Consider the following 13,845-nt stretch of genomic DNA (forward strand, 5'->3'; position numbering starts at 1 on the left):
TTCTTGTCCTAGTTTTATTGTGTTATACATGTAGGTTTAGTTTACTCTTTTTCCAAAAAAAGCTCAAGTCCTCGTCCATACACGTTCACAAAACCGTCACATATATGGATAAATATTCCTATGCATTTAATCCTTTTTTCAATTCTTCACTTGATAAGTTCCACATGTCAAGGTTATGCTGCTTGAGAAAATCCGCTAGCACCCGCTTCGATTTTTCATCCATATGTTCAACGATAATCCGACGTTTCAAAGATTTATCGAGTTTGTTAACATGATCCGGCAACATTTTATACCCGCGCCGCGCTTCGCGATCAACCGTCATTTCGCACGCTGTCACTCCAGCATAATAAGGGCCTTCCTCTTTTCGATCAATCGTTACCCATACAAGCCAATACGGTTTTCCGTTTGGCACCTCCTCGCGGTTTGGGATAAATTTAATTCCTTTCTCAACCGCGCTGCGTGCATGCATCGCACCAATGTCAACAAACGCTTCACCTGCCTCCACGTCAATAATCACTGGCGAAACGTTGTCAAGGCTTAAAGCTCCCGCTCCAAACCCGCCATGGCCAGCTGTCGGGTCGCTTTTAATAATATTAAATCCGATATTTTTCTTTTTTTGTTCCATCAAAACACCCCTTTAAAAAATGATTGCATAAATCCATGTTTGCAGATGATCCAAAATAAACGGAACGGCAACGCTAAAAATAGGATGAATCGTATATCGATCAAGCGGTGTTAGCACAAGAATGAGAAAAATAAGCGCTCCGTAATTTTCCCATTGCGTCATTTTCGCCCGCAAATGACGCGGCGCCATATCTTCAATAATCCGGTACCCGTCCAAAGGCGGGAACGGAAGCAAATTAAATACGAACAATAATGCATTTAAGCCAATAAAAATTTCAAAAAACGTATCAAAACCCGCCGCAAACCAGTCCGGAATTGCCGACATCACGCCGAAACGAATCATGCTGTACCAGACAAAAAAACCTCCTGCAGCCAAAACAAGATTGCTGATCGGCCCCGCAACAGAAACAAGAATGCCCGCTAAGCGAGGGTTTTTAAAATGATGCGGATTGACAGGTACAGGTCTCGCCCAACCAAAACCGGCGATAAAAATTAACAGCGTTCCCAACAAATCTAAGTGAGCAAACGGCGATAATGTCAGTCTCCCTTGATTTTTGGCTGTCGGGTCACCAAATTTATAAGCGACGTACGCATGGGCAAATTCATGCACAGAAAACGCCATAGCTAACGCCATTAAAACATAAGGGATTTCGCTAAGCGAATATGGTAAAAGATTGTCCACTTTGCTTTTTCTCCTTCTTTCTATAATATTTTACTAATAAGTATACATGATTCTTCGTAAAAAGTGGACATTGGCTAGCTTGCTGATGATATAATATAAAGTGATTTTCATAAAGTGATTTTCGGAAAAAAGGAGACGATCTCATGCCTTACGTAACAGTAAAAATGCTTGAGGGACGCACAGAAGAGCAGAAAAAGGCGCTCGTTGAGAAAGTGACGGAAGCTGTATCGGAAACGACCGGTGCCCCAAAAGAAAAAATTGTTGTCTTCATTGAAGAAATGTCGAAAAATCATTATGCAATCGGCGGCAAGCGTCTCAGTGATGAATAATACAGATTATAGTAGAAAGGAAGCCTAGCGTAGGCTTTCTTATTTTTTTGTTGCGTATTCTCTAGAAAACGAATAATATAATATATGGTTTTTATAAATGTTCGTATTTTGGAGGTTCTTATGTTTAAGCTATCTGAATATAACACAGACGTAAAAACAGAAATATTGGCCGGTTTAACGACTTTCCTAACGATGGTATACATCGTTATCGTTAATCCTGTCATCTTATCTGATGCAGGCGTTCCATTCCAACAAGTATTTTTGGCGACCATTATCGCCACTGTGATCGGAACGCTTTGGATGTCTTTGTTCGCTAACTATCCGATTGCGATTGCACCTGGAATGGGGTTAAATGCATATTTTGCTTATTCTGTTGTCGGCTCGCACGGAAATATTTCATATGAAGTAGCATTCTCCTCTGTGTTTGTAGCTGGAATTATTTTCGTTGTTTTATCATTAACACCATTCCGCCGCAAGCTTATTGAAGCCATTCCTGAAAACTTAAAACATGGCATTACCGCGGGCATCGGTTTATTTATTGCCTTTATCGGTTTGCGTCTAACAGGCATTATTAAAGCTCATCCGCAAAATTTAGTAGCATTAGGTGATCTTCATTCGCCTTCTGCTATACTCACGCTCATCGGTTTGGCTGTTACGCTCATTTTCATGTCGCTTCGTGTGAACGGAGCATTGTTTTTCGGAATGATTATAACGGGAATAATTGCTTATTTTACCGGCCAGCTAAAATTTGATAAAGGTTTCGTTTCCACTCCTTCGCTTCCTGAAGGACTAATTATTGCAAATCCTTTATCTGCAATTGGAGATGTCATACATTATGGTTTATACGCCGTCGTGTTTTCGTTTTTGCTTGTCACTATTTTTGATACAACAGGAACAATGATCGGCGTTGCGCAGCAGGCGGGCTTAATGAAAGGAAATACGATGCCTCGCGCCCGTGAAGCGCTGCTGGCAGACTCCGTTGCGACAACCGTTGGCGCCATTTTTGGGACAAGCCCAACTTCTGCTTACATTGAATCATCCGCTGGAGTGGCAGCTGGTGGGCGCACAGGATTAACATCGCTAACCGTCGCCATCTTATTTATCCTTTCCGCCTTCTTTGGTCCGCTCGTCGGGGCGGTTTCCGGAATTTCGGCCATTACAGCTCCAGCGCTCATTATTGTCGGCAGCTTAATGATGGGCAGCATCGCACACATTCAATGGAATGAATTAGATGAAGCGTTTCCGGCGTTCCTTATCATCTTGAGCATGCCGCTTACATCAAGCATCGCAACGGGCATCGCGCTCGGCTTTATCTCTTACCCGCTTCTAAAAATTACGCGCGGGAAGTGGCGCGAAGTGCATCCGCTTGTTTATATTTTTGCAGCTTTATTTTTCTATCAACTTGCATTTTTGCCTCATTGAAAAAAGAAGCCCTTATACGTGGGCTTCTTTTTGTGTTTTATCGCGCAATTGTTCAATATATAAATAGGCTTGTTCAATTTCTTCGTCTGTGTAGCGCTGCTTGCTTTTTAACGAAAATACCTTTTCTTTTACTTCGTCCTTGCTTAAGTTGTCGAAATATAGAACAGTAGATACGAGCTCTAAAAATCTTGAATTTTGTTCGTTCATGTCCCTCAGGCATTCTTGGAGATGCGGCATGTCAATGTCGTAATGGTTTAAAAATTCTTCACCCGCTGCCGTTAACGTATAGCGATATTGAAAATATCCTCCCTTTTTTTCCCGCGCTTCATTTAGAAATCCCAAATTGCAAAGCTCTTCAACGCGCCATGTCAACTCTTCGGAATACGGACCGTAAAAATGGAAATCAAATTTCTCGTAAAAAGGGAATTTTAATTTCTTTGCGATATAAATCATTTTTTGCAGCTTTTTTCGACCGACAATCTCTCCTGCCGCCGCAAACGCCTTCATAATTTTTGCGTGTTCTGTTAACACCCCTCGTCATCTCCTAACCCTCTAATATTTCAATAATTTTTCTCTTTATCGTGCGCTTTGTCGATAAGTCGTATAGAAAATCGTCCGGAAAATACAATTTATGATCCGTTCGGCGCTTTCCGGAAATGGCATCGACAAGCACTGATTCTCTTGAAAGTTCACGAAGTTCTCCGTTCGGCATTAACAAATAAATCGGCAGCCGTTCCCCTTCTTCTCCGGGACGATAAAAATCATACGGCAAATCGGATGAAGAATCGACGACCAAATAATATTCCGGATCAATGCCTGCTTTTTTAAATAAAAGTGTCAACTCCATCAATTTTTTCATTTGTTCGTTCGTCGGACTAAATTCGACATATTTGAATAAACGGCGGTGAACAAAGCGGTTGCATAGATCGCGTAAAATGTCATCTTTTTCGTCCTGCCATTGTTGAAAATAATATAGTATGATCGCTTCATCGAGCTTTAGATAATCATGTAAATCTACATGCCCCATAAAGAGAGAATAAAAGTGGGCTGGTTTCGTTTGGAACGTATACCCGCTTTCATACAGCGTCTTAGCGCGATGCAAAATTTTCGTTAATATCACTTCTGCACTGCGCGTGACGGGATGGAAGTAGACTTGCCAATACATTTGGTAGCGGCTCATAATATAATCTTCGACTGCATGCATGCCGCTTCGCTTAATCACGACTTGATCTTCGCGAGGGCGCATGACGCGCAAAATACGCTCCATGTCGAAGTTTCCATAGCTGACACCTGTATAATAGGCGTCGCGAAGCAAATAGTCCATTCGATCGGCGTCAATTTGGCTCGAGATTAAACTGACAACAAGCTTATTTTGGTACGTTTTCGCGATGACCTCGGCAACTTTTTTCGGAAAATCGTCACCCATTCTCTTGAGTACCGCGTTCACTTCCGTATCTCCTAAAATAATCGCCTGCGTAAAATTTTCATGATCCAAATGAAACACTTTCTCGAACGAATGGGAAAACGGACCGTGCCCTAAATCATGCAATAGCGCCGCACATAAACAAAGCAGCCGTTCGTTATGATCCCAATGCTCCCTGCCGACAAACACATCATCAATAATGCGGCGAATAATCTCATAGACGCCAAGCGAGTGATTAAAACGGCTATGCTCTGCACCGTGGAACGTTAAATATGTCGTGCCAAGCTGCTTAATGCGGCGCAATCTTTGAAATTCTTTTGTTCCTATTAGATCCCATATAATTTTGTCGCGAACGTGTATGTATCGATGAACAGGGTCTTTAAATACTTTTTCTTCGCTTAATTGACCTCCGGGATACGCCATTTTATCCCCTCTTCCATTCATAACCTGAATCTATTATAAGCCGTCTCAATGTGCAAAAAAATACTTGATTTTTATTATTTCCTAAAAATAGAAACAAAAAATCACCTTTCATGAAAATGAAGGCGATTTTTTAACTCTTTTTGATTTTCTGTGCAATTTTGTCAATCAATTCATCCTCGTTTGCGGCCGAAATCGGTCGGTTATTGACAAAAGCGAACGATTTCTTTCGACCAGGACCGCAATATGATTGACATCCAATTTGAATCGTCGCGTCTGGATCGAGTTTTTTAAGTCGAGGCAACAACGTTTTTAAATTCGTTGCTTGGCAGTCATCGCATACGCGAAACTCGTTGCCCATTCTATTTCATCCTTTCCTGCATGTTTGCACTAACGTGTATTCTACCTTTTCTCCGCTTACAATGCAAGCTGAACGCGCATATGACCAGCGAAACTTGCAATTTTCCATTCACGAAAACTAAAAAATTGTATAGACTTTCTTCTTTTTGTCTATGCTACTACTAACAAACAATACAAGTTTAACTTGATACCCGGTTACATTCAACCGCTAACTAGCAAGAGGGAGTTTCCAATTTTTTCAGCTGGCAACTTCGCTATGTAAGCCTGTTGAAAAACCCATTTAATCTTTTACAAAATAACCATTTATAAATCTTATAAGCGAAAGGAAGTTGAAAGTGATGAAACAACGCCAAGATGCCTGGACTGAAGAAGATGATTTGTTGCTTGCCGAAACTGTATTGCGTCATGTGCGCGAAGGAAGCACGCAGTTAAACGCGTTCGAAGAGGTAGGGGATAAACTGAACCGAACATCAGCGGCTTGTGGCTTCCGTTGGAACGCGGTTGTCCGCAGCCGATACGAAACGGCGCTGCAGCTTGCGAAAAAGCAGAGAAAAGAGCGGCAACGGTTGCTTGGTAAAAGCCAGCCTGTTCGCAAAAAACTGCTTTATACACCGCCAATGCCTTCTTTAGAAGAATTGGGAGAACTAACAGAACTTAAAGCACCTGCTGAACAAAGCGCCATGACGCTCGATCACGTCATTGCCTTTTTGCAGTCGCTCAAATCTGCTAATGTTGGCGCTGAGGCTCTCAAACAAGAAAATGAACGACTTAAACGAGAAAAAGAAGAACTATTAGCTAAAACGGAAGAACTAGAAAAGAAAATTGCTAAACTTGAAGAAGATTCTTCTACAATCCGCGAAGAATACGAAACAATGTTGCGTATTATGAACCGCGCACGAAAAATAACACTTCAAGAGGAAGAAGAACGACAAACACTAAAGTTTAAAATGGATAAAAACGGGAATTTAGAAAAAATAGCTGAATGATCAATGCCTGCCCTCATTCATGTAGGGCAGGCATTAGTTTCTTCTGTTATAATACTTTCTCGTTCCTCTCAATCATCCGCTGCAGATAAAGTTCATATAACGGCCACTCTTCTTCCGCTAACGAAGACGGGTAAAGCTCTGCGCCAAATGATCGCAACGTCTGCAACAGTTTTAACATCACCTCGGATATCGCAAGCGGCTCTCCTAGTAACTCGGATAACGATGCCATCGTTTCCGGAACAATGCGCGGGTATACAAATTTTGTTGGTTCCCCCTGCAAGCTGTGCTCATAAAATTGACGAATCAATTCGGCGCGAGCCGAACCACTTCCGTGGACACATACATATATTTGTACAGCCACTCCGCCACGTATACGGCGCTGTGAAATGCCCGCAAATTTTTTTCCACCAATGCTTAAATCATAGCTGCCAGGGCAATACGAACCAACGATTTCTCTTGCTTCAATCGTCGCTTCATACGAAGAGAACATCTGTTTAATCAATTCCCACATTGCCTCATATCCTTGATTAATATCGATCGACTTTTTCGCTTCCGGAAAAATAAGCGAAATATTGAGCACTCCCTCATCAAGAACGACGGCAAGTCCCCCTGAGTTGCGGACAATGACGTGATAGCCCCGCTCTTGTAAAAAGGAAATGCCCTGAGACAAATGCGGAAGTTTCGTATCTTGAATGCCCAACACAATCGTGTTGTGATGCACCCACGTGCGGACCACCGCTTCCGAAGCACCTTGTCCTACCGCTGTACAGAGCGTATCATCCATCGCAAACGATTGCTTCGCATCAAACATTGGGCCTAAATGAGATTGGTCAATAATTCGCCATTTCGGCTGTTGCAACAGCTCATGTCCCATAGTCAATCTCCTTGCTGCAATAATATAGCCTCATTATACCACAAAAAGGGCTTAACTCCGTCGTTAAGCCCTTTTCCATTTAATTATAGATTATAACGCCTGCGCTGCTGTAATGAGCGAGAGCTTGTACACATCCTCCGCGTTGCAGCCGCGCGATAAATCGTTGACTGGTTTGTTTAATCCTTGCAAAATCGGGCCAACTGCTTCAAAGTTACCAAGACGTTGAGCAATTTTGTAACCGATATTGCCCGCTTCTAAACTTGGAAACACAAATACATTCGCATCTCCTTGAATGACGGAGCCCGGCGCTTTCTTTTTCGCTACCGACGGCACAAATGCCGCATCAAATTGAAATTCGCCGTCAATTGTTAAGTCCGGCGCCATTTCTTTTGCAAGGCGAACCGCTTCAATCACTTTTTCTGTTTCCGGTGATTGAGCCGAACCTTTCGTCGAAAAACTTAACATAGCAACACGTGGTTCTATATCAAACATTTTCGCCGTATTGGCGCTCTCAACAGCGATTTCCGCCAAATCTTGGCTATCTGGAGCAATATTAATCGCGCAATCGGCAAACACGTACTTTTCGTCCCCACGTACCATAATAAAGACACCTGATGTCTTGCGAATGCCTAGCTTCGTTTTAATAATTTGCAAGGCTGGCCGTACCGTATCAGCGGTAGAATGGGCTGCACCGCTCACTAAGCCGTGTGCTTTATTCATATATACAAGCATGGTTCCAAAGTAGTTTTCATCTAGTAAAATATTGCGAGCTTCTTCTTTTGACACTTTGCCTTTCCGACGTTCCACAAACGCCTCGGCCAACTCATCCATTGCTTCATAGTTTTCAGGATCGATGATCTGTATGCTATCAGGAAATTCGATTCCCATTTGAGCAGCTTTATCTTTTACGGCAACCTCATTGCCGATAACGATTGGCTTTAATACTTGTTCGCTTGCTAACCGGCTAACCGCCGTCAAGATGCGCTCATCCAATCCTTCTGGGAAAACGATTGTAATGTTTTTTCCAGATACTTTTTGCTTTAATATAGAAAATAAATCTGTCACAAAAGCTCCTCCTCAATTTCAATAAAATCCCTATCTACTAGCATACTCTTATTATAGGGAAACGCAACTAAGGTAAACCCTTACAAAAAATAGTCTTTTTATTAAAATAATTCAGTCATCGATAATGACTATTTGTTTTTCGAGCGTTCTTTGGGCAAACTATGATATAGTAAAGTTAAATCATACATAAGGAGTTGAAAAGCATGAGTGAAGCAGCACAAACACTCGAAGGTTGGTATTGTCTGCACGATTTCCGCACAGTCGATTGGACCGCTTGGAAGACGCTTACAAGCGACGAGCGTCAAGCGGCCATTCATGAATTTTTATCATTAGTAGAAAAGTGGCAAGAAACAGAAAACCGCAAAGAAGGCAGCCATGCGATTTACACCGTTGTCGGTCAAAAAGCAGACATTATGTTCATGATTTTGCGTCCGACAATGGAAGAGCTGAATGAAATCGAAACGGCATTCAATAAAACGAAATTGGCAGAATATCTTGTTCCTGCGTATTCATACGTATCTGTTGTCGAACTAAGCAATTACTTACCTTCTGATGGAAGCGATCCGTATGAAAATCCGGAAGTTCGCCGCCGTTTGTTCCCGATTCTTCCAAAAACAAAGCATATTTGCTTCTATCCAATGGACAAGCGCCGCCAAGGCAACGACAACTGGTACATGCTTCCGATGGAAGAGCGCCGCAATCTCATGCGCGCACACGGAATGACAGGACGCAAATACGCAGGCAAAGTTGTACAAGTGATCACCGGATCGGTCGGGTTTGACGATTATGAGTGGGGCGTTACATTATTTGCAGACGATGTATTACAGTTTAAAAAGCTTGTCTATGAAATGCGGTTTGACGAAGTAAGCGCTCGCTATGGAGAGTTTGGCTCCTTTTTTGTAGGAAATCAGCTTCCAAAAGAAAAGGTATCTCTATTTTTCCATGTATAAATTACAACGGGATGTCTATGGGCAGACATCCCGAATTTTTTTGTCATAGTCCCTCTTTCCTTAACATAACTATAAAATAAAATCTATTTTTCTGTCACCATTTTCCGCTTCTACAATAGCCTATTACTGTCGAGAAAAAAGACGGGATGAGGTGACGAAATGGCTGTTGTTGCCCACAACGCAGAAGATGTGAAATTGTTAGCAAGATTGATGCGGGCAGAAGCAGAAGGAGAAGGAAGATTAGGGATGCTGATGGTCGGCAACGTCGGTGTCAATCGAGTGATTTCCGATTGCCTTGATTTCCGGGGGTTGCGTTCGATTAGACAGATGGTATTTCAAAGCCCTGGCGGCTTCGAGGCAATACAGAAGGGCTATTTTTATCAAGCAGCGAGAGAACTAGACATTCAGTTGGCCCGCCAAGTCATTCGCGGCTGGCGCTACCATCCGGCAACCAATTCACTATGGTTTTTTAAACCGCAAGGCGAATGTCCGCCGCAATGGTTCAACCAATGGAATGTCGGGCGATTCAAAGCGCATTGCTTCTACGCCCCATCGTCGAGCGATTGTCCAAAAGTATACTAATTTATCTTTAAATATAGGAGGGTTTTCATATGACATACGAAGAAGATCGTCAACAACAAAGCTATCAATATCAACAACAACAATATCCATACGGCTACACGTACCCACAAGGTTATTACCCAACTGCTTATCCATATTCCCAGCAAGCTGTTCCGTATCAGACCACTGCGCCACAGATGTCTGGATTTGGTTTGCAGACCCCTTCATTCGCTGCACAGACTCCAGTAACCGCTAGCCAACCGATACCGGGTATGTTACCAATTGAAGAATCTTACATCGAAAACATTTTACGATTAAACAAAGGGAAAATGGTAACCGTTTATATGACCTTCGAGAACAACCGGGAATGGAATGCGAAAGTGTTCCGTGGCATAATCGAAGCAGCGGGACGCGATCATTTAATTTTAAGCGACCCACAAACGGGGCAACGCTATTTGCTTCCGATGATTTATCTGAATTATGTTGTGTTTGATGAAGAAATTAACTATGAATATCCGTTTGCCGGCGGTACAGCGTCTGGATTAAGCTCCTATGCTCCGCGTTAATGAAACCCCATAAAAAGGGCTGCTATTAAAGCAGCCCTTATAAATGTTTCACGGCTACATAGGCAATCATCGCCCAAGCAATTAAAAACGCGACGCCGCCAAATGGCGTAATTGCTCCAAGCGGCTTAATTTGTGTCACGCTTAATACGTACAAACTTCCAGAAAACAATACAATACCGACGAACATGATCCAGCCTGCTGTAGTGAGTTGCTGAATATTTGGGAACTTTCCTAACAAAAGGGCGACGATAAAAAGTCCGATGGCATGAAACATATGATAATGCACGCCTGTTTTCCATATTTCTAAATAACGCTCAGGGATTTTTCCCTCAAGGCCATGCGCCCCAAAAGCCCCTAATGCCACAGCTAGAAACGCATTGATCGCTCCAAGCAATACAAATATTTTCATCTTTCTTCTTCCCCTCACTTATAAATTCCATCATTATGATAACGCATTTACCGACAAAAGAAAAACCCTTCTGCTTCATAACAAGAAGGGCATCATCTTTGCTGCAAATACATTTCTAATACTTTTTTAATTCGTTCAGCAGAATCTTTATCTGTTTTGATCTCATAATGGCTCTTATCTATGTGGGCTTTGGCCTCTGAAAATCCTTGTTTATGAAGAAAATCCTCTAAATCAACGAGTTCTTCATTCTGCTTAGATAATATCTTATATCCGACAAAATCCCCGTTCACATATACTTCATAACGTTCATGAGTATTTTCGGACGAAAAATTGAGACGTCCTTGCATACTTTCACCTCCGCTTCTCTATCATTATTCCCTTGCTGTTCCATTTAATTGGAGGTGAACATTTCCAATTTATCAAAAGTCAAACAAAGACGGTCCGTTGGCATCCTCTCCGATATCAATCCGCTCTGTCCTAGTTTCCAACACGAGAGGTTGTAACGAAGACGGAACAGGATGCTGCGCTGTTTGATTCTCTCCTTCTAAAATCACATCGCAAAGAACGCGGATCGCCGCAATATGCTCGCGAATATGTTGCATATCTTGCGTAGCACGCGCCTTTTGCAGCTGTTCAGCCATTTTTGTTAAAACCGTTGATACTGATATATCCAAAACGTTTTCACTCCCATCTTTCTGTCACGCTGATTCAATGGTATTCTATATATGGAAACATTTCAAGCTAAGAGCGTTTTAGGGGGCGAAAATAATGAAAAAAACATGGTGGAAAGAGGCTGTAGTGTACCAAGTATATTGGCGCAGTTTTTACGATTCCGATGGAGATGGATATGGCGACTTGCAAGGCTTAATTGAAAAGCTCGACTACATCCAGCACCTTGGTGCCAATGTTATTTGGCTTAATCCTTGTTATGAATCTCCTGATAAAGATAACGGCTATGACATCTCAGACTATTATCAAATTATGGACAAAGCCGGCACGATGAAAACATGGGAAATGCTTCTTGCCGAAGTTCATAAACGTAACATGAAGCTGATTATGGATCTTGTCGTCAATCATACGTCAGACAAACATCCTTGGTTTTTAGAGTCGCGCTCGTCCAAAGACAATCCAAAACGTGACTGGTACATTTGGCGCGACAAACCAAACAACTGGCGCTCCTATTTCACTCCATCCGCTTGGGAATATGATGAAGCGACAGGACAGTACTATTTCCACTCCTTTGCCGTTGAACAGCCAGATTTAAACTGGAAAAACCCTGAAGTGCGCGAAGAAATTTATAAAATGATGCGGTTTTGGCTTGATAAAGGAATTGACGGATTCCGCTTAGATGCGATCGCTCTTCTCGCCAAACCGGATGGGTTTCCCGATGCCGCCAACCCAAGCGATATTCGTTACTTGACTAACAATCCAGGGTTACACGATTATCTAAAGGAAATGAACGAACGGGTATTTAAACATTACGACATTTTTACTGTCGGTGAAGTCGCTTTTGTCACTCCAGAAGAAGGGCTAAAATATGTCGCCGAAGACCGTCATGAACTGCATACATTGTTCCATTTTGAAGTGTGCGATGAGATGCCGAGCTGGGATCCACTGCGCTTTAAGCAAATTCAAAAACGCTGGTATGAAGGGTTATGGGGAAAAGGTTGGAACTCGCAATTTTTAAACAACCACGACCATACAAGGCAAGTGACGCGCTATGGCAACGATAAAGAATACCGCGTCGAGTCCGCCAAATTGCTCGGGACAATGCTGCATACGCTGCCGGGAACGCCGTACATATACCAAGGCGAAGAAATCGGGATGACGGGTGTCCGTTTCCCTTCGATTGATGACTATAATGACATCGCGATGAAAAATAAATATGCCGAAGAAGTCGCGAAAGGACGCGACCCGCACGAGGTGCTAGAAAGCTTGCAGCCGTTAAGCCGCGACAATTCTCGGACACCGATGCAATGGGACGACAGCGAACAGGCAGGATTTACAACCGGCACGCCTTGGATTAAGGTCAATCCAAACTATAAAACTATCAATGTTAAACAAGCGCTCGCTGACCCGAATTCAGTCTATCATTATTATCGCAAGCTCATTCAATTGCGAAAAGAGCGGCCGGAAATGGTGTATGGCACGTTCTGCGACTACACGGCAAACGAGCCGCACATTTACGCCTACACGCGCGAATTCGAAGGACAGCGCCTTCTTATTGTCCTTAATCATTGCGACAATGCCAACGATTATGAACTGCCGGAATCTTTGGCAACTGCCAAACGCCAATTATTGCTCGGCAATTATCCAGACATTCGGGAGACAGGGGTCGTCTTGCACATGCGTCCTCATGAGGCGCGGATTTACGAAATGAAATAGAGTTGGCGCGTCAGTCCTGTTGAAACTCAAAATAAAACATAACTGCCTTTTGCATTTGCCGATTCCAAAGGATAAAATGGCGACAACGGTAATTGTTGTCGCCATGTTCAAATATTCTCGATCTGCCAATCGATCGGCTCTTTCCCTACCTTTTTCAAAAACGCATTCGTTTTGGAAAAAGGACGGCTGCCAAAAAAGCCGCGCGCGGCCGAAAACGGGCTCGGATGCGGCGCTTCAATGATATAATGAACCGAATTTGTAATAAGTTCTTTTTTCGCCTGGGCATGCCGGCCCCATAAAATAAAAACCACCGGTTCTTGTTTGCTGTTCACGAGCTCAATGACACGGTCTGTGAAAATCTCCCATCCCTTTCCTTTATGAGAATTCGCTTCTCCCCTGCGAACTGTTAATACCGTATTCAATAAAAGAACCCCTTGCTGAGCCCATTTAACTAAATAGCCGTTGTTCGGGATATAACATCCGAGATCATCCTGCAATTCTTTAAAAATGTTTAACAATGAAGGCGGCAACGGAACACCAGGCTTTACAGAAAAGCTAAGCCCGTGCGCTTGATTCGGACCGTGGTATGGGTCTTGTCCTAAAATAACGACTTTGACATGCTCGTACGGTGTATAATGAAGAGCGTTGAAAATATCATACATATCCGGATAAATCGTTCTCGTCCGGTACTCTTCCTTCAAAAATTCCCTCAGCTTTATATAATACGGTTTTTCAAATTCCTCTTCTAACAAAGGGGCCCAATCATTTTTTAAAATCGCCATAATCACA

Annotated in this window: 18 protein-coding genes; 7 read left to right on the plus strand and 11 right to left on the minus strand. The window is 42.7% G+C overall.

Going from position 1 to position 13,845, the window contains the following annotated elements:
- Positions 1–118: 118 nt before the first annotated feature.
- Both N667_RS0102285 and N667_RS0102290 read right to left on the minus strand, forming a co-directional pair.
- Positions 119–625, minus strand: coding sequence for a YwhD family protein (locus N667_RS0102285; protein WP_027408063.1), 507 nt, complete (start codon positions 623–625; stop codon positions 119–121).
- A 12-nt stretch (positions 626–637) separates the two neighbouring features.
- Positions 638–1,306, minus strand: a complete 669-nt coding sequence (locus tag N667_RS0102290) for a site-2 protease family protein (RefSeq protein WP_027408064.1) — start codon at positions 1,304–1,306, stop codon at positions 638–640.
- Between the two features lie 143 nt (positions 1,307–1,449).
- Between N667_RS0102290 and N667_RS0102295 the strand changes: the two genes are divergently transcribed.
- Together N667_RS0102295 and N667_RS0102300 are read left to right on the plus strand one after the other, a co-directional pair.
- The gene (locus N667_RS0102295; RefSeq protein ID WP_027408065.1) at positions 1,450–1,635 is read left to right on the plus strand and encodes a 2-hydroxymuconate tautomerase; all 186 of its coding nucleotides are present in this window, start codon (positions 1,450–1,452) and stop codon (positions 1,633–1,635) included.
- A 120-nt stretch (positions 1,636–1,755) separates the two neighbouring features.
- Positions 1,756–3,057 (plus strand): NCS2 family permease, encoded by a 1,302-nt coding sequence (locus N667_RS0102300; protein ID WP_027408066.1) that lies wholly within the window; start codon positions 1,756–1,758, stop codon positions 3,055–3,057.
- A 12-nt stretch (positions 3,058–3,069) separates the two neighbouring features.
- Here the strand turns inward: N667_RS0102300 and N667_RS0102305 are convergent, their stop codons facing one another.
- From N667_RS0102305 to N667_RS0102315, 3 genes are all read right to left on the minus strand, one after another.
- Entirely contained in the window at positions 3,070–3,588 is a 519-nt protein-coding gene (locus N667_RS0102305) for a YwgA family protein (RefSeq protein ID WP_027408067.1), read from the minus strand.
- A gap of 13 nt (positions 3,589–3,601) precedes the next feature.
- Complete coding sequence (locus tag N667_RS0102310; protein WP_027408068.1) at positions 3,602–4,903, minus strand: HD domain-containing protein; 1,302 nt, start codon at positions 4,901–4,903, stop codon at positions 3,602–3,604.
- Positions 4,904–5,033: 130 nt separating this feature from the next.
- The gene (locus N667_RS0102315) at positions 5,034–5,261 is read right to left on the minus strand and encodes a DUF1450 domain-containing protein (protein WP_027408069.1); all 228 of its coding nucleotides are present in this window, start codon (positions 5,259–5,261) and stop codon (positions 5,034–5,036) included.
- Positions 5,262–5,598: 337 nt separating this feature from the next.
- Between N667_RS0102315 and N667_RS0102320 the strand changes: the two genes are divergently transcribed.
- A complete protein-coding gene (locus N667_RS0102320; RefSeq protein ID WP_027408070.1) occupies positions 5,599–6,246 on the plus strand; it encodes an RsfA family transcriptional regulator in 648 nt (215 codons plus the stop codon).
- Between the two features lie 46 nt (positions 6,247–6,292).
- Here the strand turns inward: N667_RS0102320 and N667_RS0102325 are convergent, their stop codons facing one another.
- Positions 6,293–7,120 (minus strand): biotin/lipoate A/B protein ligase family protein, encoded by an 828-nt coding sequence (locus N667_RS0102325; protein WP_027408071.1) that lies wholly within the window; start codon positions 7,118–7,120, stop codon positions 6,293–6,295.
- A gap of 90 nt (positions 7,121–7,210) precedes the next feature.
- Entirely contained in the window at positions 7,211–8,185 is a 975-nt protein-coding gene (gene pta, locus N667_RS0102330) for a phosphate acetyltransferase (RefSeq protein ID WP_027408072.1), read from the minus strand.
- A gap of 203 nt (positions 8,186–8,388) precedes the next feature.
- On the opposite strand from pta, the gene hemQ reads away from it, so the two are divergent.
- The 3 genes from hemQ to gerQ all read left to right on the plus strand — a co-directional run bounded on the left by hemQ (position 8,389) and on the right by gerQ (position 10,262).
- Positions 8,389–9,135, plus strand: coding sequence for a hydrogen peroxide-dependent heme synthase (hemQ, locus tag N667_RS0102335; protein WP_027408073.1), 747 nt, complete (start codon positions 8,389–8,391; stop codon positions 9,133–9,135).
- Positions 9,136–9,294: 159 nt separating this feature from the next.
- Positions 9,295–9,717: a cell wall hydrolase gene (locus N667_RS0102340; RefSeq protein WP_027408074.1), complete on the plus strand. Its 423-nt coding sequence runs from the start codon at positions 9,295–9,297 to the stop codon at positions 9,715–9,717.
- Positions 9,718–9,746: 29 nt separating this feature from the next.
- Entirely contained in the window at positions 9,747–10,262 is a 516-nt protein-coding gene (gerQ, locus tag N667_RS0102345) for a spore coat protein GerQ (protein ID WP_027408075.1), read from the plus strand.
- A gap of 37 nt (positions 10,263–10,299) precedes the next feature.
- Here gerQ and N667_RS0102350 read toward each other — a convergent pair whose 3' ends face one another.
- The 3 genes from N667_RS0102350 to N667_RS0102360 all read right to left on the minus strand — a co-directional run bounded on the left by N667_RS0102350 (position 10,300) and on the right by N667_RS0102360 (position 11,345).
- Positions 10,300–10,671: a DUF423 domain-containing protein gene (locus N667_RS0102350; RefSeq protein ID WP_027408076.1), complete on the minus strand. Its 372-nt coding sequence runs from the start codon at positions 10,669–10,671 to the stop codon at positions 10,300–10,302.
- 92 nt (positions 10,672–10,763) lie between these two features.
- Positions 10,764–11,018, minus strand: coding sequence for a hypothetical protein (locus tag N667_RS0102355; protein WP_027408077.1), 255 nt, complete (start codon positions 11,016–11,018; stop codon positions 10,764–10,766).
- A gap of 72 nt (positions 11,019–11,090) precedes the next feature.
- Positions 11,091–11,345: a YwdI family protein gene (locus tag N667_RS0102360; RefSeq protein WP_027408078.1), complete on the minus strand. Its 255-nt coding sequence runs from the start codon at positions 11,343–11,345 to the stop codon at positions 11,091–11,093.
- A gap of 94 nt (positions 11,346–11,439) precedes the next feature.
- Here N667_RS0102360 and N667_RS0102365 point away from each other — a divergent pair, with 94 nt between their 5' ends.
- Entirely contained in the window at positions 11,440–13,056 is a 1,617-nt protein-coding gene (locus N667_RS0102365; protein WP_027408079.1) for a glycoside hydrolase family 13 protein, read from the plus strand.
- Between the two features lie 107 nt (positions 13,057–13,163).
- On the opposite strand, the gene N667_RS0102370 is transcribed toward N667_RS0102365, so the two are convergent.
- On the minus strand, positions 13,164–13,838 hold the full coding sequence (locus tag N667_RS0102370; protein WP_027408080.1) for a uracil-DNA glycosylase: 675 nt from the start codon (positions 13,836–13,838) through the stop codon (positions 13,164–13,166).
- Between the last annotated feature and the right edge of the window lie 7 nt (positions 13,839–13,845).

This window comes from Anoxybacillus tepidamans PS2, assembly GCF_000620165.1.
GTDB lineage: Bacteria > Bacillota > Bacilli > Bacillales > Anoxybacillaceae > Anoxybacteroides > Anoxybacteroides tepidamans_A.

Excerpts from the sequence above, each read along its gene's own strand:
- N667_RS0102365 (WP_027408079.1), top strand. The coding sequence starts at position 11,440 with ATGAAAAAAACATGGTGGAAAGAGGCTGTAGTGTACCAAGTATATTGG.
- N667_RS0102370 (WP_027408080.1), bottom strand. The coding sequence starts at position 13,838 with ATGGCGATTTTAAAAAATGATTGGGCCCCTTTGTTAGAAGAGGAATTT.
- N667_RS0102315 (WP_027408069.1), bottom strand. The coding sequence starts at position 5,261 with ATGGGCAACGAGTTTCGCGTATGCGATGACTGCCAAGCAACGAATTTA.
- N667_RS0102320 (WP_027408070.1), top strand. The coding sequence starts at position 5,599 with ATGAAACAACGCCAAGATGCCTGGACTGAAGAAGATGATTTGTTGCTT.
- N667_RS0102340 (WP_027408074.1), top strand. The coding sequence starts at position 9,295 with ATGGCTGTTGTTGCCCACAACGCAGAAGATGTGAAATTGTTAGCAAGA.
- N667_RS0102310 (WP_027408068.1), bottom strand. The coding sequence starts at position 4,903 with ATGGCGTATCCCGGAGGTCAATTAAGCGAAGAAAAAGTATTTAAAGAC.
- hemQ (WP_027408073.1), top strand. The coding sequence starts at position 8,389 with ATGAGTGAAGCAGCACAAACACTCGAAGGTTGGTATTGTCTGCACGAT.
- N667_RS0102285 (WP_027408063.1), bottom strand. The coding sequence starts at position 625 with ATGGAACAAAAAAAGAAAAATATCGGATTTAATATTATTAAAAGCGAC.
- gerQ (WP_027408075.1), top strand. The coding sequence starts at position 9,747 with ATGACATACGAAGAAGATCGTCAACAACAAAGCTATCAATATCAACAA.
- N667_RS0102300 (WP_027408066.1), top strand. The coding sequence starts at position 1,756 with ATGTTTAAGCTATCTGAATATAACACAGACGTAAAAACAGAAATATTG.
- N667_RS0102325 (WP_027408071.1), bottom strand. The coding sequence starts at position 7,120 with ATGGGACATGAGCTGTTGCAACAGCCGAAATGGCGAATTATTGACCAA.
- N667_RS0102350 (WP_027408076.1), bottom strand. The coding sequence starts at position 10,671 with ATGAAAATATTTGTATTGCTTGGAGCGATCAATGCGTTTCTAGCTGTG.
- N667_RS0102355 (WP_027408077.1), bottom strand. The coding sequence starts at position 11,018 with ATGCAAGGACGTCTCAATTTTTCGTCCGAAAATACTCATGAACGTTAT.
- N667_RS0102295 (WP_027408065.1), top strand. The coding sequence starts at position 1,450 with ATGCCTTACGTAACAGTAAAAATGCTTGAGGGACGCACAGAAGAGCAG.